The organism is Bradyrhizobium sp. B124 (assembly GCF_038967635.1).
Taxonomy (GTDB): domain Bacteria; phylum Pseudomonadota; class Alphaproteobacteria; order Rhizobiales; family Xanthobacteraceae; genus Bradyrhizobium.
Window position 1 is genome coordinate 7,274,689 of sequence record NZ_CP152413.1, and the last position, 18,561, is coordinate 7,293,249.

Genomic DNA, 18,561 nt, shown 5'->3' on the forward strand with positions numbered 1-18,561 from the left:
GGGTCAGCGTTGTGCTCGGCACAGTGAAAAGGAGCCGTCCCGGTCAAGCCGCCGCCGCATTGTCGCGCTTATTGCATTGCGGCAGGGTGATGGTGGGACGACACAATGCTGGAATTGCTGCTTGTCGTGCTGGTCACCGGGATCGGCTTCGTATCGGGGTACGGCGTGCGCGCGCTGATCTCGCGCCGCAGACGGCGGTCTCCGCCGCGGGTTCACGCGCCCGACGTCCGCGCCGCGAATGACGACATCTCCGCCCGCGGCTGGTATCGGCCGACCGTCACGCAATCCGCCGATCAAGCCACCCCGCCGCCGGACGAACTCGACGGCGCGGTTCGCGACCTGCTCGGCGAACTCGGCCGGCGCAACACCAAGCCGTCATCCGCCCCGCACCGCCGCCGGCAGTGAGCCGGAATGGCGCGACGAACGGCGGTCAAGCGCCGCTACGGCTTGCGTCGGCTACTTTGCATGGGGTTGTTTTCGACATTTTTGATGAGGCGCGGTCCCGAAGGGCAGCAGAATGTCGACAATCGTCCGCAACCGACGGTTCAGGAAGGGGAATGGTGGACGCACAAGGGATCGAACCTTGGACCTCTCCCGTGTGAACCACAATCCGTAGATCCAAGCTGGCCACACGCAGCCACAGTTTTGTCTGAATAACTCATTATGTTACAGCTAGTTATGGTAATTTAAGCCTCAGGAGGCCATAAGAGGCCATACTGCATTTTGTGTGCCCCTGTTGTGCCCGCCTCAGATTTTCCCTTGGGGCACAAAATGAGCGGAGGTCTGAGATCCGGTTCTGTCGGGTCTCTCGGTCCTTCGTTCTGGGGCACAGGATGAGGGTAAGCTCTGAGAGCCGGTTCCGATCGGCGACGATTGCCTCCTCGCGGGGCACACCGGGGCACAAACGCGGGGAAGGAATGATGACAGAGCCGACCAACCAGCTGACACTCACCGATGCGGCGATCCGCAACGCCGTGCTGCCGCCCGGCAAGGCGCAGCATTATCTCCACGACGACAAGCTGCCCGGCCTCGCCCTGCGCATGCGTGCCACAGGCGGTCGGACTTGGGTTTACCTCTTCACCAAGCCGGGGGTGAGGGGGACCCAGCGTAAGACCCTCGGCCCTTGGCCCAAATATAATGAGAAAGCGGCGCGCAAGGCCGCCACCATCGCCGCAGGCGAGGTGATCAAGGGCATGGACCCCAACGACGCGAAACGCGAGGCGAGGCGGCAGCAGGCAGCCGAGAAGCAGCGCACCACGCTGGCGGACCTCGTCGTCGTAGATGGTCCCTACCAGATGTCCCTGACCGGTCGTCAGGTCGTCAACTGGAAGCCGGCAATTTCGGCGTTGCGGCGCGGGCTCAAGGAGCATGCCGAGGGCGGCGTGGGGGAGCTGACGCGGCGGCAAATCATGGCGGCAGTCGACCGGGTCGCCAAAACCGGCAAGCGTGGTGCGGCCAAGGACCTACGCAAGCACACCCACACCTTCCTCGAATGGTGCGTTGGCGAGGGCTATGTCGACCACAATGTGCTGGCTGGCTACCGCGAGCCCAAGGAAACCCGTGCGCAAAGGGTTGGACGTCGAACGAAGGGTCGTGCCCTGACCGATGAAGAAATCATCAAGGTTTGGCACGCATCCGGCAAGCTTGGGACCTTTGGCCTCCTGACGAGGACGTGCCTACTCGGTGGACCGCGACGTAGCGAGCCAACCCTGATCGAGTGGCAAAAGAACATCATGGACGACCGCATCACCTTCGATGCGGCCTGGACCAAGATGGGTTTGCACCACGATGTACCGCGCACGCACCTCGTTGATGAGGTGCTCGCGGCCGCGAAACATTTTCAACGGGCAACATCCGACTATGTCTTCCCGTCACCGAAGACCGGCGGCCTGTTGTCGGGCTTCACCAAGATGGTCAATCGTTTGGTCAAGGAAGCGGGTGTTGACAAGTTCACCATGCATGACCTGAGGCGCAGCTTACGCACGATCATGTCACGCTGCGGCTACGACAACGAGATCCAGCGGCTCTGTGTCGGGCAGAAGCCAAGTGGAATCGATCAGGTCTACAATCACGACGAACAGTGGATCATTCGTAAGATGGCGTTCGAAGCGGCGCATGACTACATCGCGGAATTGATCGGCGCGGCACGGATGGGCAAGGTCGTGCGCTTGCAGCGGACGAATCCGCTCGACCCCATTAAGGCTGAGTTGCTCGGTCGTCTCCGCGAGCACTATGCGGCTGGGACGGTCTAGGTGGTTTTGTAGCAGCCGGCGAGATAATCGCGGACCGCATCGACGCGGTAGAGCGGGCGACCATCGACGTAGCGCCATTTCAGCAGGTGGTTCGGATCGCGCCGCCACTGTTCGAGCGCTCCGGGCGTGCGCCGGATGACTGCTGCCGTCTCCAAGGCGGTCAAATTGGAGCTGCCCGGCAGGGTATCGATATCGAAAGTTGCGGGCGGCGGCATGCCACGGTTCTTGCGGGGGTGCTTCGCGGCGCGGGATATTTTCCGGCTATCTGGCGACCCAAACGCCGTGGCGTCACTCTCTTCGTCCTTCCCGCGCATCCCTCACCCCCGAACTACGATCGCTCTTCGATCCACTAAGATCGAGGCTTCTCCAGCAAGATAGAGATCTAAAGCGCAGGTTCGGCGGCTGAGTAGCTGTGGCGTACAAATAGGACGAATGATCCGCGAGCTCGAAGTGATTGTCTTTCAGTCGCCGATCCCCTTTTTTGCGATTAACATCAAACGGATCGGAGCTTGGCCCTCTCGAGGCTGAAACAGGGGTTCGATTCCCCTAGGGAGCGCCAGCCGGGCTCTCCGTGCGTTGATCTCTCTCAGCTTTTTGACGGTTTCCCCAAACCTGCAGAACGGGTTTGGGGCATTCTGTTCGCCTTGTGGTCCTCGAGTTTCACGATCGCGCGGCGACCACCGCGACGCCGATCGGCCTCGCGCGTGTAGCGTTCAGCTTCAGCAAGAGTGAGATGGCCCATCGCTGCCATGATCTCGTGTGCAGTCGCGCCAGCATCGGCGAGGAGGCGACCAAAGGTCTTGCGCAGGCCGTGCGGCCGGCAGTCGAGCGGCAGGCCAGCCTCGTCCATCGCGTCACGCATCCAGCCGCTAAAGCCGTCGACGGTGAATGGCTTGCCGTATTCCGTCGTGAGAATACAAACGTGTTTGCGTGGCAGCGCATCTAGCGCCTTCTTAAGCGATATCGCCTTCTCAACGACGACGGGAACGCCAGTCTTGCGCCGGGTGTATTCAAAGTCATCGGCATCGGCCTGCACCCAAGTGGTCAGGTGCGTATCGCCGCGTGCAGTGCCGACGTTCAGCATTAGCTCGTATGCCGCGCGCTGTTTGGTGCCGAACTTCCAGCGCTTCTCATAAGCGGCCATCTCGGCATCGCGCCACGCGCGAATTTCTTTCGACTTGCCACGCTTGATGCCCTCCGATGGATTGATCTTGAACCACTTCAGATCGTCTTTAGCATGGCGGATGAGGATCCTCAGCTTTTTGAGCGTATCGATCTTCGCGCCGGGCAGGTTGTGAAGCGGCTTGAGAATTACTTCCTCTATACGTTCCTTCGTCAAACCGATGGCTGATCGGTGCCCGTGGTGACGTTTGACCTGATCCATGCGGCTCCGATATCCGGACTGCTGCCTTCTCCCAGAGAGAGAAAAGCGATCGCTCCCCAAGTAGGACGTGATCAGCGCGCCGATAGAGTGTGGAATGTCTTTCGGGAGTTTTGGTTTGCGCTCGATCGCCCCGATGATCGCAGCGGTACCGGCTTCGCTATCGCCAACGAGCAGTCGCTCTGGATTGATCCGATGGATTACCGCGAGAGCCTTTCCGAAGGTGTTCACATTTTGGCGGCCACTGGCATGACCGTTTCGGTCTACAATCTTCCACGATGTGTGCTTGACGTCTCTATTTGGCCTCACGCAGTTCAATCGATTTCAGATTGGAAGAATGGCTATACTGAAGAGTGCAATAAGTGTGTTGAGAAAAGCAGGTGCGGCGGATTGTTTACATCCGGACGCCCGCGCTGGAGTCGCGGCATTGCGGCGATTCAATAAGCTCAAGGCTTTTGGCTTCGTAGTTTCACGCCTGCTCTGTCAACGTTGGCTGGAACATCCTCCCTTGATAGCCGCCGCGCTTTTCCTGGCTTGTACGCTTGCGCATGCCCAGAGCGCGCTATCTGACGCGGAACGCGGAGCAATCGAAAAATCCCGCGAGTTTTGCATCGAGGCTCTTGGGGGACGTGACCGGCTGAACCGCCGAATCTTCTTCGGAGACAGCGACACTGCGAACTCCCTTCACGCGCGGGTGGACGAGTGCGTCTTGCGAACACTGCCTCGCTACCAGCCTCCCGCGAGCCGGGGAACGCGATGAGGACCTTTCCTCTGGCGCCATGACTCGCCAGCCCCGTCATCCCTTCGGGCTCTTCAGCCTTACCCCCTTCAGGCAATATATATGACCTGCCACCGAACTTTCATCCGGCGGCGGTTAGAGTCTAGGGGTTCTGTGCAGCGAGACCGAACTTTGGACCACCCGGTAGCCCTGCTCGATGACGTCGTGCAACGGCTTAACCCATGTTTTCAACTTTAGCCTCGTACTACGCGAGCCTAGCGTTGCTCGCCTCTGCATCTCCGCTTCCTTGAAATCGCCATAAGCATGTAAATCGGTGAGGAGCAATCGCGTGCGCGGGAGTCTCCCTTGGGGCCGAACCGATGAGATCTGCTCCACCGTCGACGCACTCGCGGTCGATCGTCCGGACAGGAGTGCGTTCTCGGATCTAGTCAGGCGTGTAGCGACTCTTTGCCCAAAAGGTCAACGATCCGCTCGGCGATGGCCTCCTCCTCGATCTTGATTCCGGTCTTTTCCATGGCCGTGGTGAGCTCAGCATCCCATGAAGCGATGACGGGCCGTCCGCTGAGCGCTATTGCGAACTGAGGAGCGCTGTTGGCGGCGGCGACGTAGTCTGCCGCTGAGAAATGCCATGGTACGGCGTCGTATTTCGCAATCACGTAGTTGGCGATCGAAATTCCTGGCCAATCGTAGTCGCCATGGTATCGCAGATTTGCTCCCGATTCTTTGAGCTGTTTGAGAATGGTCCGCTGAGCCGCCCCGAGGTGGCCGTCGACGCAAACGACCGGAGGGCAAGCGGTCCTGAGCTGGTCGGCGAGGATTGCGACGAGATTCGGGTTCTCGCACACCAAAATGGATCTGCTCGCCACCGTCCATTCCGGCGGCCGCCGTGCGAGAAGCCGCAGTGATGCGTATTGTGGTTCTCCTGGCGAGATTGGCAATCCGCTGCACGGCACATTCAAGAACAGGGCAGGCCTGGCGAGTTCGTTCACCAGGATGCCGACCGCAGCCCATGTATCGCGGTCATCGCCTGTGTCTGTCGATGAGCGGCTTCGAAGGACGGCGAGCGTGAGAGTGGCGACCGGGCGGGCGCTGTCCAGTCCGTGAGCGTCTCCGAGATGCTCCGCCGCAATTTGAGCGCGCGGTACTCCCGCAGCGGGAAGCCGTCTGAGGATGTCTTCGGTTTGTCTGCAGATAAGGGACGCGGAATCCGGTTGATTGCCTGATAAGCGCTTTAGGACGCCAAAGTTGAGCGGCGAGGCCAAATAGGCGATCAGATCGGCGTGCGAGCAGCCGGCCAGAACGGCCGCCCAACTGTCGCGAATCCTGTTCAATTCAGTTTCTCGGTGGGGGATCGGACCGTCAAGAAGTTCGAGCGCAGTTCGAAGGGATGGTGCGATACCGGCATCGGAGAGCGCTCGGTCGACTGCGCTGACGTCGATGGAGATTGAAGCTGCCACGCCGCCTTTGCGGCCGACCAGGGACGCGAGTGCGGCGCGTTCCGCTTCATTCAGCTTGCTGACCTGGATCGATGGGAGCTTGCCGTCGGCCGGTCCGAGCTCGTAACGCCTGCGCAGCCGCGCGCGCAGATCGGAAAGCTCGGCGCCGCCGAGGAGCCGGACCAGGCGTTCGTCTATGGCCGACGTCATGCGCTACGGTTCAACATCAGCCGCGCCGGTTCTTCCATCCTTGAACGCGTCTTTCCGTTCCATCGCCAGCGGGAGACGTGAATGGCGTCGAACGTGTCGTGTCTCTGGAGTTGGCAGATCGCGACGCCCGGCAGCGTCTTGTAGCAGGCCCATTCGCGTTCGCTCGTGATAACGAAGTCCAGATCGAACTCGTGGATCAGGCCCATGCAGTGCGCCCGGACGCCGTCGTCGATGCCGGCGTACGCTTCATCCAGCAGGACAAGGCGCGGCCGGGTGCTGTGCTCGTCGCCGTAGAAGCTTGCGACGGCTGCGAACATGGGAATGGTGAGACCCAACGCACGTTCGCCGCCGGAGGCGGGCTGAGAAATGGAAATCCACCTGCCCATTGCGTTGCGCTCGACGACGAAGCGGTGCCACTGGCGATAGTCGAGGGCGGCGGAAAGCTGCTCGCGGAGACTGCTGCCGCCAGACTCTTCGGCCTTCAGCCGCTCTTCCTCAATGCGTCGCTGCAGCATGGCCCCGATGGCTTGCCTGTCATTTTCGGTCCACAGATCCGCGTTCGTCTTGAGGAGACGTTTGCGGGCGTCCTCCAGATCGGCAGGAGCACCTTGCGCTTCAGTGAGCGGGATCCACCTCAGGCGGAAATAGGTGCCCGTTGAGGTCGGACGTTTCTCGATTTCTGCGTTGACCCTTTCGACATACTGTTCGGCGTCCTGAATGAGATTGCGGATTTGGACGGACATCTCCGACTGGAGGTGGTCCTCCAGAATCTTCGTCTCGCTTTCGGTGAGAAGGGTCCGACGCTGCGTGATCTCGGTGTCGACCTGTGCAAGGACCTCGGCAGGTGACAGTCCGCTCTTGTTCTGGACCGCGATGGTGACCACCAGACCGAATCCCTCGACATTCTTACTGTCGGGGACGTATCCCAGTTGAGCGAGTGCATTCTGGAGATCGACGTATTCGCCGTAGATCTTGGACTGCAGGCCATCCCACTCGTTGTCGCGGATGTCGCTGAGCGCTTGATTCAGATCTGCGGCAAGCCCCCGCGTCTCGTCGACCGTCCATGTCCGGCCAGTGTCGGGGAACAGTACGTTGGGGGCGCCGGCGGCCATCAGACCTGTTGCTGCGAGCGTTTGCAGATTGCTTGCCGCTCGCTGCCGTTCCTCTACGCGCATCGCCAGAGCCTGGGTCGCAGTTTCGTGTGCACCGACGGCCTGGGTATGCACGGCCACCGCCGAGAGCCGGCGATCGTCCGTGCTGTCCACGTCGGCCTTGGCATCCTCGAGCCGCTTTTGCGCACCAATGAGGCGACGTTCCCACTGTTCGGAGGACGCTCCCACGCTTTCCTTGAGAGCATCGTATACGGCGCGCGCGGACGTCGCAGATATCGCCGCGACCTTGACGTCCTCTGCTGCGGCGTGATGGCGAACGCGGGCGCTTTCCACACGCTCGTTGGTGTCTTGAAGGCTTTGCGCGGCGCGGATGGAATTCGAGCAATGTTCGACGACGATGAGGTGCGCGTCGCCGAGGGAATCGCAAGCGATGCGGGCCTGTTCGAGAGCTCGCTTGTCGCATGGAAGAGCGGTGTCGAGTGCCGCCTGCTCGGCGGACTCCCTGCACGCGTGCAAAGCCTGTCGTGCGACCGCGGTATCGTTTGCCCTTGTTCTGACGTTTTCAGTTGCCCGGTGCAGATCGTTGGTTGCCGAGCGCACGGTGTCGTGCGACTTGCGGAGATTGGTGTCCGGCGGGCAGGTCCTTTCCACCTGTTCGATGGCCTCGGTCGTGGCGCCATTGCTCGTAATCGCGGTTTCGAGACCGGCAAGTTGCTCGCTGAGGTCGGTCGCAGTGGCTTCGAGCTCTTCGATCCTTTTCAGTCTGGCTCTCTCCCGAGCCGAATGACCAATGTACGTGGCGCGGGATTTCTCCCATGTGCCCGAGAGTGCGCCGAGGCGGAAATGGCCGGCCGGCGATACCCACATCTCGGCGCCGTCGTCGGTGTCGGTACAGGAGACTGCGCACAGAAAAGTCTCGACGGCATCCTGGACCGACGGCTCGCCAGAGTAAACAAGCCAGTCGGCGAGGGTCCTGCCGGTGACCAAGGGCCTCGAAACAAGCGACACGTCATGCTCGATCTCGCCGATGAACATCCTGCCGTCGGGGAGGATCCACGCGTCGAGAAGTCCGGATGCCTCAAGTGCGGCTTCGAGGCCGGCCCGAACGCCGTCGTCGGCCTCCGATACAAAGTCGACGGCCTGCCACAAGGCCTGCCCCGGGCGGCCGTTGCGATCAGCCTTGCGTGTGTACGGGATGGCAGGACGCTCGAATGAGCCAGTCTGCAGATCCGCGATCTGCTTTGCCACGGCGTCCAGTTCGGCGCGTACCGCAGCCTCCTGATGTTTCAGCTCGGCCAGCGCCTCGGTGAGCCGTTTGTATGCAAGTCGACACTTGGCGATGAGCTCGCGCGCGGCCGGGTTTTCGCCTTCGAGCGAGTGAGCCCATTCGACGAGGGCACCCACGACTTCCTCGGTCGCTATTGCCATGAGATGCCCGCAGTCCCCGAGATGGCGGCGCCACGCCGCGCCGAGAGCTTCGATCTCATCGTTCAGCGCATTCTCGGCGGCGGCGAGAGTCTTGCCGGCTTCGTCACGGAGGCCACGGGCCGCATTCTCGTCGCGCTCCGCGTTCGCCAGCACCGAAATCTTGTTGTCGACTTCGCGAAGCAGCTCGATAACCGCATCGATGCTGCTTCTGCGGCCCCTGATCGCGGTCAGCAGACTACCACGCTCGGATTGGAGAGTGGTCTGCCCATCGTGCACAAGCTCGCTTGGCAACGCGGAGTAGGACTTCGCATGCTCAAACTGGGCGACCATGCCGACGGATCTGGCGAGATCGAGCGCCTTTCTTCGATTGACGGCAAAGGTTTCCATCGCACGGTCAAGGTCGGCCCTTGCCGCTTGCTGGCGTTCGGACTCTGTCTTCAGATCTGCAGCCGCCGTTGCGGAGCGTTTCTCGGATACAGTCAGCCGCCCCTCAGCCTCTTCCGCCAGGATCCGTTTGGTCGCAAGATCTGCCGCCTTGAGGCCGTCGGGATGTTGAAGGATGCCCTTGTATGCCGCATCCGCCGCTTCGGCTTCGCGTTTCGCGTTGATGTTGGCGGTTTCAGCCGATGTCGATTCTTGAAGCGCAGAGGCCAATTGCGCGGCGGCTTTGTTTACCTCCGCGCTTGCCTCTTCGAACTTGGTTCTTGCGGCTCGGACCTCGCGCGCAAACGTACGAATCCGAGCGCCAGCATAGCGGCGATAGGTTCGCTCGAATTTTCCGATGGCGGCGTGGACCAATTCATAGGATTTAAGCTGGTTGCGATCCTCTTCAAGGCGGCTCATGGCTTCCGCAATGGTGTCGATCATTTCGGCCGCGACCGGAGGTAGGGCGGCAGTCAGGGCGTTGGAAAGACGCGTCTCGTCGGGGGTCTTTGTAAGCTGCGGATGGCGAAGCTGAATGAGGGTGTCGACCAGGATGCGGTAACGTTCCTCTCCGAGTTGGAAAAGTCTTTGATCCACGGCACGGCGGTAATCGTCGGCACGGTCAAAGAAGTGTCCGCCTTTGTCAGCGAGCTCATCTTTCAGCTGCGTTCGGCGAAGCACCGCTCTTTCAGGCGTGATGAACGAGCAATCCTGACCGACGCGGCTTCCATCGATGATGAAGAACCAGCTTTCCACGTTCGCGCGGTCTTCGACCGCTTCCAGTCCACACGCAAGCGTGACGAACTGGTTGTTGCCTTCCTCGTCGACGCGCCCGAACTCGACCCAGACATATCCGACGCGGCGCTTGTGCCTCCCCATGAGGAGATTCCACGCCATCTTCTTGGTTCGATCGCCATCCGGCTCGACGCGGAACGGGCTCAGATTGGCATCGAAGAGGAATGGTAGCGTGAGTGCCAAGAGTTTGGACTTGCCAGCGCCGTTGTTGCCCCGATACACGATGTGTCCGTCGATGAACCAGAATTCCTCCACGTCATAGAAAAATATCTCCACGACGCCGGTCCGCAAAGGCTGCCAGCGCTTTTTGCCGGGAAGGGGCAGGACGGGGCCGGTGCTTTGTGGGTTGAAAGGAAGAACGGAGTTCATTCGTCGGCCTCCTCGGAAACGTCGGGCAGCCGATCGCTGTCATCGCGATGCTTGATGTCCGGTTCGCCCAGTTTGTAGCGAGAAAGCGCCGGCAGAACCTCGATGCTGTCGCCTTCGATGGTGATGAGCTTGAGTTGACTAAGACGGTGGATGGCAATCGCCGTCAGCTCCCGCGCGCCGGCTTCGCCCTGGGCGCTGCGCCGCCAATATCGGCCGTACCGCTTGGCCGATTGAGCCACGAACCTTTCGATTTGCAGGCGATCGGGAACGCCGCTCTCGGCATGTGCCAAGTGGTCGGCCACAAGGAGCGTGACGTGGGCATCGGTGCCGTCCGCTGGCATCGCGACGTCACTACAATTGCCGTCTGGATCGCAAAGTGCAAGGCCCTCGGAACGGAGTTCGACGACAAGGCCGGTGCCAAGCGCGAGGCGGTTCGCCATCGCGCCGCGCTGATTGATGAAGTATTGCATGTCGGCCTCGTCGATTGTGCCGTCGTACACAACGGGATCGTCGAGAAGGCGCCTTGAGATGCGGTGCCGGCTGACATCGCGGCGGCCCTCGTCGGTCTCCGGCTGAATGTCTGCCGTAATGGCCGAGATCCGATCGATGGTCGTCTTAGGTGCATCGTTCTCGGGCCACGTGGATGGCCCCCGCACGCATGCAAGAATGCTCGCAAGCGGTCCGCGATTGACGTCGTAGAGGACGTCGCGGGACCGATCTTCCGACTGCCCGGACTTGACGAACGACTCGGCGTCTCCATCGATGGCGTTGAGTACGCCGAGTTCGCCGAGCGCGACGCAGGCCGATGCAAGGTTGCGTCGGTCGTGGATGTCCGCCATGTCGAGAATGAAACCGCGGCTGAGGAGATCGGTATCCTTTGCAAGGGACAGGATTTGGTCACCCAGGGCTGAAAGGGTGATCTGCGGGTCGCTCCGCGCGAGCACCGCGCATACCAGGCAGAAGATCGCGTAGCGCCTGCGGTTGAAACTTGCCCATCCTCGCGTCGGATCGCTTGTGTCGCTCGGGCGTTTCCACAGCCTGGCGTAGTCGCGCTCCACGCGCAGCGGCCATCCGGCCTCGCGGGCGAACCACTCCCTGAGGTATGCGGAGTGACGTCGCACCAGACGGAGAGCCTCTCTTGCTTCGGCGGTTGCGGGCGTCAGTAACGGGCGCATCAGGAGCGCGCGAACGGCCTCCCTGCGCTCGGCGTGTTCCTGCGTCTCCTGCTGGCGCAGGATCTCGCGTCCACCAGGGCGGCCGGTCTGTGCGGCCGCATCATTCCGCGTGGACGAGGCGGCGCTCATGCGGCATCCGTCGGCGTGATGGTGATGCGGTGGTCGCGGCCGCAAAACAGGCCGTCTTCGGTGACGATCTCGGCTTCCGTGTCCGCGTCGAGCGGTTCAAGCCGGATGAGATAGAGGCCGTCGTTGGACTGGATCTCGGTGACGCCATCGTCGCCGGCGGCCTTGGTCGCGATGGCTTCGCCCAAGAGATCGAGGAAAAATCGGAACTCGTGCGAGTTTAGACGCCATAGCTCCGAGAGGAGCAGGGGGCACCCGGTTGCGAATTTTTGTCTGGCTGCCTCGATCTGCGCATGCTCTTCACCGACCTGCGCTTCGAGCTTCTTGCGTCCGGCGCTTCGATCATGAACGTGCGGGAGCCGTCCGCGGGGCATGCTGTAGCCAGTCTCGCGGAGCCGCAGCGGAACGACGATGGACGGCGCCTTATGCCACGGAATGACACCGGTAACGTCAGCAGCTGCGGTGTTTTCGGCATAATGACGCGCCGGGTTGAGCGCAAACGCGGCTCGTGCAAGTCGGTGGGCGTCTTCGTCGCCGTCGCAGTCGAGGAACCAGTGAGCAAGGCTTTTGAAGTCCGCCGAGCGGTCGCTGCGGCCGCTTCGGCGTTCGTTGATCGCGATGATCGCTGCAAGCAGTTGCGGAATCGCGGCGCGGGCGCGACTTCTGAGCTGTTCGCTCTGGGACCGCTCGCCGTTCGACCCGCCGACGAACCACATTCGCAGGCCCTGCCACCGCTCGTCCCACATCTTCAATTCGGCTTCGTAGGCCGCCTGCTCTTCGCCCGGAGGTGCGTTGCGTGCCTGACGGCGAGCGACAGACTGGAGCATCGCGTCGATACGCAACTGAAGGGCATTGATGTCTTCCGAAATCGCACCGCTTCGGCTAACCAAGTCGCCGACGAATTGGCGGATGTACTCGATGAGACGCTGCTTGTAGTTCAGCACGGCGTCCACGTCGCCGTCCTGCAAATCGACACCGCGGAGGACGCCGGCCATGAAGGCTCGCGCGGTCTCGGCCATGTTGTTGAACACCGTCATCAGACCGTTGAGGGTCTCGTAGATCTTGGCGACGTCAGGATCGTTGCTTCGGCCGAGATGGATCAGCGTGAGGAGGCTCTTGCCGATGTCTTCAAGCGCGACCGTCTGCAGTTCGCCGCGGCGCTGCATCTCCTTGGCGAAGGCGCTGAGCGCCATCTCGACGGAGACGCCGCCCTTCGAAAGCCGGTAGAGCATGCGGCGGCGATAGAACCCGCTCAACGAGGTGACGCGCGAGTTGTCGGCCTGGCAGTCGAGATTTCCCCACTCGGTCAGCTTGTCGAGGATGGTGTCCAGTTCGGACGGGGTTGGCGGCTCGCCCAGCCACTTTGCTTGCGCGAGAATCTCGGAAGGCCGGACGTAAAGCAGCAGTTGACGTTCAGCTGCCGCGCACACATCCAGGACGCACCGGTACAGCGCCGCATTATCGGCGGTGACGTGACGGAAAAGGTCCTGATGAGTGGCGATCTCGAATTGACCGCTCATGCATGCCCCATAACTACTTGAAATACCTCGCAATGGTGGCCCGGTGAGCGGCGTCCGTCAAAGCAAATTAGCCCTAGACGACCGCTAAACACAGGAAGGCCGATATCGGTGATGCATGGTTTGGCATGGACCTTCTGCAGCCGACGGCTACCCATGATTATTTACGCCGACCTCCCAAGAGGCATTTAAGCCGTACCCGCAGTGGGCATTTGGCCAGCGCAATCGTTGCTGGTGTTCTTGACCGAAGACGACCAATGGATATAATGTTCATGTTATGTTCTGTCATCGCGGAAGGTGCATATTTCTGCTCGCGGCAGGTCAACCGCGTGCCGTCCAGGGATGGGATCCGAAACACTTAACCACTCATTGGTAGACTGGTGATCAGGCTCAAAGCCTGCCGGGGTCGCCGAATCCTGTGAAATCAGGGCCGGGTCGAATAGATGTGAGCTCTTTTGTCCGATACAGCCCCACGCTCGATCGTTAGTGTCAGTTTTGGAGGAACTCCAGACTGGAACCAGAAGTAGGGAATAATGTCGACCGCTCGCCACATCGTCGCGTTGCTGCGCAGCCATATCGATGGAGATGAGGACCGCTTCCTCTCCGTGGCGACGCAGCTTGCCGCGCACGAGGCGAGGCAAGGACACGGCAAACTCGCCCAGGAACTGCGCGAACTGATCGACGCGGCGAAGGGCAAGACCACGCATGTCGGTCGGCGCGGGGCCGGTCCCGTTCCTCTAGCGCAGCCAAAAGGCGAACTCAGTAGCCTGCTGGCGGCGCGATATTCGGATATTCGGCTGAACAGCATGGTGTTAGGACCACACCTGAAAGAGCGCTTAGCACGCGTTTTGACCGAACAACGCCAACAGGCGCGCCTGCGCGCTCGCGGCCTGATGCCTCGACGGAAGCTGCTGTTGATTGGGCCTCCGGGCTCAGGCAAGACCATGACGGCTTCCGCTCTCGCCGGCGAGTTGAAGCTGCCACTATTCACAGTTCTCTATGACGGCTTGATCGGCAAGCTCATGGGCGAAACGGCGACGCGCCTTCGCCTGGTGTTTGATGCTGTTGCAGTTCAGCGCGGCGTATACTTCTTCGACGAGTTCGATGCGATTGGCTCACAACGATCGCACACGAACGATGTCGGCGAGATCCGGCGCGTGCTCAATTCATTTCTCCAGTTTTTGGAAAACGATGACGGCCCAAGCCTGATTGTTGCTGCGACCAACCACCCGGAGCTGCTGGATAAAGCCGTTTTCCGGCGTTTCGACGACGTCATTGTTTATGGATTGCCGGACCCGGAGATCGCTCGCGGCATATTGGAATCACATCTGACGGGATTTGACCTCTCGGACATCGATTGGTCATCGATTTTAGAAGCCACTGTGGGTTTGAGCCAGGCGGAAGTATCACGGGCTGCCGACGAGGCGGCGAAGATCGCCGTACTCGAGGACAGAAGCGAGATCAGCACGCCAACGCTGCTCTCGACATTGGCGGAACGCAGAGCCGCCACGAGTTGAGGCGCAGACGATAGATGGCACGACCGCCGCGCAATCGGCCGCATTTTCATGTTGAGGGTGGCGGTGAAGCAGAGCCGTACACATCACCTCGCATTGTCATCACGGGACTGCCTCCCGCGCGGATAAGAGCGCAGCACGCAGAGAAGCTCGGCCACGCGATCGGTGCCGCCGTCCAACAGGCTCGGCAGAAACTCGGAACCCGCGACCAAACGGTCGCTGAAGGCGAGAAAGGGTTCTATCTCGAATTCGAGATCCCGGCGGCGGAGCGGGACGCTGTTGAAGGTCTTGAAAATAAGCCAGCCGAGATTGAGCTCGTCGCCGTCAGAGCTGTCGCCGATAATCAGGAGATGGTTTCGGCCACCGTGTTCGTGCCCGAACGTTCAGCCGAGTTCTTTGCGAAAAAGGTCGAGACGTATCGCGACAAGAACACGAAGTCGGGAAAGCCGAGGAACGAGGCTCTGGTCGCTCGAATCGAGGATGTCCGCCTTGGAGCTGTTCGTTCGCTCTTCACGGACGACATATCCCTTTTTCTGACGGCTGGTCGTCAAGCATGGTGGGAGGTATGGGTTCGCGATGGTCGCCTGGAGACACTTAGGCATGTCGCACAACGCCTCAATGTGACCCTGAAAGAACATGCCATCAGCTTTCCCGAGCGCGACGTGATCCTGGCGCTCGCCAACGAAGAAGCGATGGCGAGGCTCGTCGACAATAGCGGCGCCGTAGCTGAACTGCGTATTGCAAAGGACACGCCGACGCTTTTCCTCGAGATGCGGCCAGTCGAACAGGCAGACTGGGCGGGTAATCTTGTTGACCGGGTTGACACCCCTGATGCTGTGGCCCCGGCAGTCTGTCTTCTCGACAGTGGAGCGACCCGGGTGCATCCCTTGATCGAGCCTGGCTTGGATGCAGTAGACCAGCACGCCTATGACAACGATTGGGGCGTAGGTGACAGCTCTTACTGGAACGGCCACGGCACGTCGATGTCAGGCGTCGCCCTCTATGGCGATCTTGAAGCGGCGCTTAGTCATGGTGGTCAGGTTGACCTGCGCCATCGGTTGGAGACGGTCAAAATCCTACCGCCGGCTGGCCAGAACGATCCTGAGCTTTATGGAGCAATAACCGAGGTCGGCATCGGCAAGGCTGAGGCACAGGCTCCGCGTCGTCGGCGCGTGTTCTGCATGGCGGTGACAAGCGAAGTCGGTCTTGGTCGCGGTCGCCCTTCTTCCTGGTCGGCAGCTGTCGACCAGCTTTGCTATGGAGGTGGCGACCGTCGGCGCCTCATGGTGCTCGCTGCCGGGAATCTGCGAGGTGACATTTCAGCTCCGGACTATCCAGACCGCAACGACCTTGAAGAAGTCGAGAGCCCTGCTCAGGCGTGGAATCCTCTAGTTGTCGGTGCTTACACCGACAAGATCGGCATCTTTCATCCCGACTTCAACGGCTGGCAGCCGGTGGCCCCAGCCGGCGAACTATCGCCGGCGAGCCGAACGTCCGGTATCTGGGATCGTCAGTGGCCGATCCGACCGGACGTCGTGTTCGAAGGTGGCAACTTTGCCCATGACGGTGTCAATGCAGCTTCAGCGATTGATGATCTTCAACTCGTAACAACGCACTATCGTCCACAAATGCGTCTCTTCGAGACTTTTGGCGATACAAGCGCGGCCGCGGCATTAGGCTCGCATCTCTGCGCCAGTATCCTGGTGGCTCGGCCCCAGCTCTGGCCAGAGACCGTGCGAGCTCTCGCGGTGCACTCGGCCGAATGGACGCCTGCGATGCGCGCGAGGATCGAGGGGGCTGCTCAGGCGCAGAAGGCGGCCATGCTTCGCCGATACGGATGGGGCGTACCTGATATCGGTCGCGCAGTGATGAGCGCGACAGACGATGCGACCTTGATGGTCGAAGATGCCCTTCTCCCGTTCCGAAAGGATGGTTCGACCATCAAGACTCGCAGCATGAACCTCCACCGCTTGCCGTGGCCCCGAGACGAGCTGCTAGCGTTGGGGGAGCAAGATGTTGAGCTGCGGGTCACCTTGTCCTATTTCGTCGAGCCTAACCCCGGGGAGCGGGGATGGACGAGACGACACCGCTATTCATCTTACTCGCTGCGTTTTGCAGTGAAGCGGTCATTGGAGAGTCTTCAGCAGTTTCGCCAACGTATCAACAAGGCTGCGGAGGCGGAAGAGGAGGGGCAGGCTGGAGCCGCGGCAGGTGGCGACAATTGGGTACTCGGCACGATTCGCGATAAAGGATCGATCCACTCGGATATCTGGCGCGGAAGTGCGGCAGAACTAGCTGAGCGCGATGCCATCGGGGTGTTTCCCATCAGTGGCTGGTGGAAAGAAAAGCCTGCGCTTCAGCGTTGGGATCGCTCGGCGCCGTATGCCCTGATCGTTTCCGTGAGAGCGCCGGGAGCCAACATCGACATCTACACGCCGATCGCCAACATGCTCGAAATTCCAATACCTGCTTCATGACCAGTGGCGGCGCGAATACAGGGCTATTGCAAACGCTACCGACCGACGGATAGCGGTGGCCATTTCGGGGGTGCAAAGCGTTCGCTTACTCCGCTGCGCGCGCGAGGTCGAACGCGTATTCTGCGGGGGAGAACTAGGCCCTGTGAGAGATCTTGCTGTTGGTCCGGTAAGGCTGTGACCTGTGGCGGGCGAAGGCCAGCCCGAGACTTGGCGGCTAGACCCAGACGTTCATTGGTATCAAGTCCTGAGGGGCAGACAATTCCCATTTACCAGTGGTTGTTCTATTGCCTTTTCCTCGCGGATTACTAGTATCGGTGCTTTCGGAGCGGCCAATTCGGCATCTCTAACAGCACATAACTCGGAATTATGCGCAGAGTTAAAGCTTCCTTCGAGCTCAGGCTTCTGGATCCGACGCCCGCTGATCGCGCGGACGTAGACAAGGCGCTTGCCATCTTTATCCAAAATACGTCGCCACTGCTCCGAACCAAAACCAATCAGATAAGACAGAAAATCGGCGACCCAACAACGCCAGAGGGGACGTTCTATTTCGCGGGCTTGCTCCGCTCCAAGAGCATCATCGGGTTCGCGATGTTCGGTTACTACCCGAATTCCAAGCTTGTCGTCGTCGATCATATGGTGATTGATCGTGATCACCGCGGAGATGCCGCGTTCTACATCTTTGCTCAACTCCTTCACGACACGATCCAAGGCCTTGATCTTGAGATTGACTTTACGGCCGTCGAACTCGAGGACGGGAATGAGTATGGGTCTGAGCAAACGGGCGGAAACGAGTTAGTGCGGCTGCTCGGTCAGGTGGGGTTTGGAAAAGTTCATGCCGACTATTTCCTGGCCAACATCGAACCCGTAAATTACGAGGCGAAATACCCTGGGATCTTGATGCTGCGCGGAAGCCAAAAGCTCTACCGGATTAGGAAAGAGGACCTTCTTCAAATTTCCCGTGGAATCTTGTTCGAGCACTATCTTCCCTGGTACCGGGATTTCTTTGGCACGCAAACAGGAGCGTATCAACGATACCTGGAGCACCTGCACCAAGACTTTGCGAACCGTCTTGGGAACCAGCCAACCGTTAAGGTCAATGGTCCAGAGGCCGACGCTTTAATCGCGAGCCCAGCAAATGTCCCGGTTCGCTCGAACGAGTTTCGGGTTGGACAGTACATAGCAATGTTTGCTGCTGTTGCGTTCATCGCAAGCACGATCATCTACGAACTAAGTGTGCCTCCGCACTGGGCTATTCCGTTGCTGATTGCCTTCGTGGCGGTTTTCGGAGGCATTGTGGCGATCAGCAGCGGCAGATCTCTTGAGGTCTTCGAAGCAGCTATTCAATTTCTACGCGGCGGCAGACAAAAATCGCGCTATCCGCAAATTCGGCCATCTTCCAAAGACGCCGAACAAACACGTCGACAATTGAGAAATAGGAAGAAAGATTTGGCGATCGGGACAGGCGATACACAAGACTAGACAAGATGTGGAAGTATCTGACCCTCTCGATCTTGAACCCATATGCAGCAAGGAGCCGCCGTACGAAACCGTTAGAGTACACCCAATACTGTTCGGGGCCCTTATAGAAAGTCGTAACAAAGGCGGCA

General features: G+C 60.2%; 12 protein-coding genes and 1 tRNA gene. 7 read left to right on the top strand and 6 right to left on the bottom strand.

Features of this window, described 5'->3' with window-relative positions:
• Positions 1 to 105 precede the first annotated feature (105 nt).
• A complete protein-coding gene (locus AAFG13_RS34650; RefSeq protein ID WP_342709568.1) occupies positions 106 to 405 on the top strand; it encodes a hypothetical protein in 300 nt (99 codons plus the stop codon).
• A gap of 515 nt (positions 406 to 920) precedes the next feature.
• Complete coding sequence (locus AAFG13_RS34655) at positions 921 to 2,252, top strand: integrase arm-type DNA-binding domain-containing protein (RefSeq protein ID WP_342709569.1); 1,332 nt, start codon at positions 921 to 923, stop codon at positions 2,250 to 2,252.
• Here AAFG13_RS34655 and AAFG13_RS34660 read toward each other — a convergent pair.
• Positions 2,249 to 2,566 (bottom strand): hypothetical protein, encoded by a 318-nt coding sequence (locus AAFG13_RS34660; RefSeq protein ID WP_342709570.1) that lies wholly within the window; start codon positions 2,564 to 2,566, stop codon positions 2,249 to 2,251. The genes AAFG13_RS34655 and AAFG13_RS34660 overlap by 4 nt on opposite strands.
• A 128-nt stretch (positions 2,567 to 2,694) precedes the next feature.
• Here AAFG13_RS34660 and AAFG13_RS34665 point away from each other — a divergent pair.
• Positions 2,695 to 2,811, top strand: a tRNA-Glu gene (locus AAFG13_RS34665).
• A gap of 27 nt (positions 2,812 to 2,838) precedes the next feature.
• On the opposite strand, the gene AAFG13_RS34670 is transcribed toward AAFG13_RS34665, so the two are convergent.
• Positions 2,839 to 3,636: a tyrosine-type recombinase/integrase gene (locus tag AAFG13_RS34670; RefSeq protein WP_342709571.1), complete on the bottom strand. Its 798-nt coding sequence runs from the start codon at positions 3,634 to 3,636 to the stop codon at positions 2,839 to 2,841.
• Between AAFG13_RS34670 and AAFG13_RS34675 the strand changes: the two genes are divergently transcribed.
• Positions 3,616 to 4,077, top strand: coding sequence for a hypothetical protein (locus AAFG13_RS34675; RefSeq protein ID WP_342709572.1), 462 nt, complete (start codon positions 3,616 to 3,618; stop codon positions 4,075 to 4,077). The genes AAFG13_RS34670 and AAFG13_RS34675 overlap by 21 nt on opposite strands.
• A 723-nt stretch (positions 4,078 to 4,800) precedes the next feature.
• On the opposite strand, the gene AAFG13_RS34680 is transcribed toward AAFG13_RS34675, so the two are convergent.
• The 4 genes from AAFG13_RS34680 to AAFG13_RS34695 are packed head-to-tail and all read right to left on the bottom strand — an operon-like array spanning position 4,801 to position 12,966.
• On the bottom strand, positions 4,801 to 6,018 hold the full coding sequence (locus tag AAFG13_RS34680; RefSeq protein ID WP_342709573.1) for a TIGR02679 family protein: 1,218 nt from the start codon (positions 6,016 to 6,018) through the stop codon (positions 4,801 to 4,803).
• On the bottom strand, positions 6,015 to 10,145 hold the full coding sequence (locus tag AAFG13_RS34685) for a TIGR02680 family protein (RefSeq protein ID WP_342709574.1): 4,131 nt from the start codon (positions 10,143 to 10,145) through the stop codon (positions 6,015 to 6,017). The genes AAFG13_RS34680 and AAFG13_RS34685 overlap by 4 nt, the downstream gene beginning before the upstream one ends.
• On the bottom strand, positions 10,142 to 11,449 hold the full coding sequence (locus tag AAFG13_RS34690; protein ID WP_342709575.1) for a TIGR02678 family protein: 1,308 nt from the start codon (positions 11,447 to 11,449) through the stop codon (positions 10,142 to 10,144). Before AAFG13_RS34690 ends, AAFG13_RS34685 begins: the two co-directional genes overlap by 4 nt.
• Complete coding sequence (locus AAFG13_RS34695; RefSeq protein ID WP_342709576.1) at positions 11,446 to 12,966, bottom strand: TIGR02677 family protein; 1,521 nt, start codon at positions 12,964 to 12,966, stop codon at positions 11,446 to 11,448. The genes AAFG13_RS34690 and AAFG13_RS34695 overlap by 4 nt, the downstream gene beginning before the upstream one ends.
• A 530-nt stretch (positions 12,967 to 13,496) precedes the next feature.
• On the opposite strand from AAFG13_RS34695, the gene AAFG13_RS34700 reads away from it, so the two are divergent.
• The 3 genes from AAFG13_RS34700 to AAFG13_RS34710 all read left to right on the top strand — a co-directional run bounded on the left by AAFG13_RS34700 (position 13,497) and on the right by AAFG13_RS34710 (position 18,433).
• Positions 13,497 to 14,480, top strand: coding sequence for an ATP-binding protein (locus tag AAFG13_RS34700; RefSeq protein ID WP_342709577.1), 984 nt, complete (start codon positions 13,497 to 13,499; stop codon positions 14,478 to 14,480).
• A 14-nt stretch (positions 14,481 to 14,494) separates the two neighbouring features.
• The gene (locus AAFG13_RS34705; RefSeq protein ID WP_342709578.1) at positions 14,495 to 16,954 is read left to right on the top strand and encodes a S8 family peptidase; all 2,460 of its coding nucleotides are present in this window, start codon (positions 14,495 to 14,497) and stop codon (positions 16,952 to 16,954) included.
• A 366-nt stretch (positions 16,955 to 17,320) separates the two neighbouring features.
• The gene (locus tag AAFG13_RS34710) at positions 17,321 to 18,433 is read left to right on the top strand and encodes a hypothetical protein (RefSeq protein WP_342709579.1); all 1,113 of its coding nucleotides are present in this window, start codon (positions 17,321 to 17,323) and stop codon (positions 18,431 to 18,433) included.
• Positions 18,434 to 18,561 lie beyond the last annotated feature (128 nt).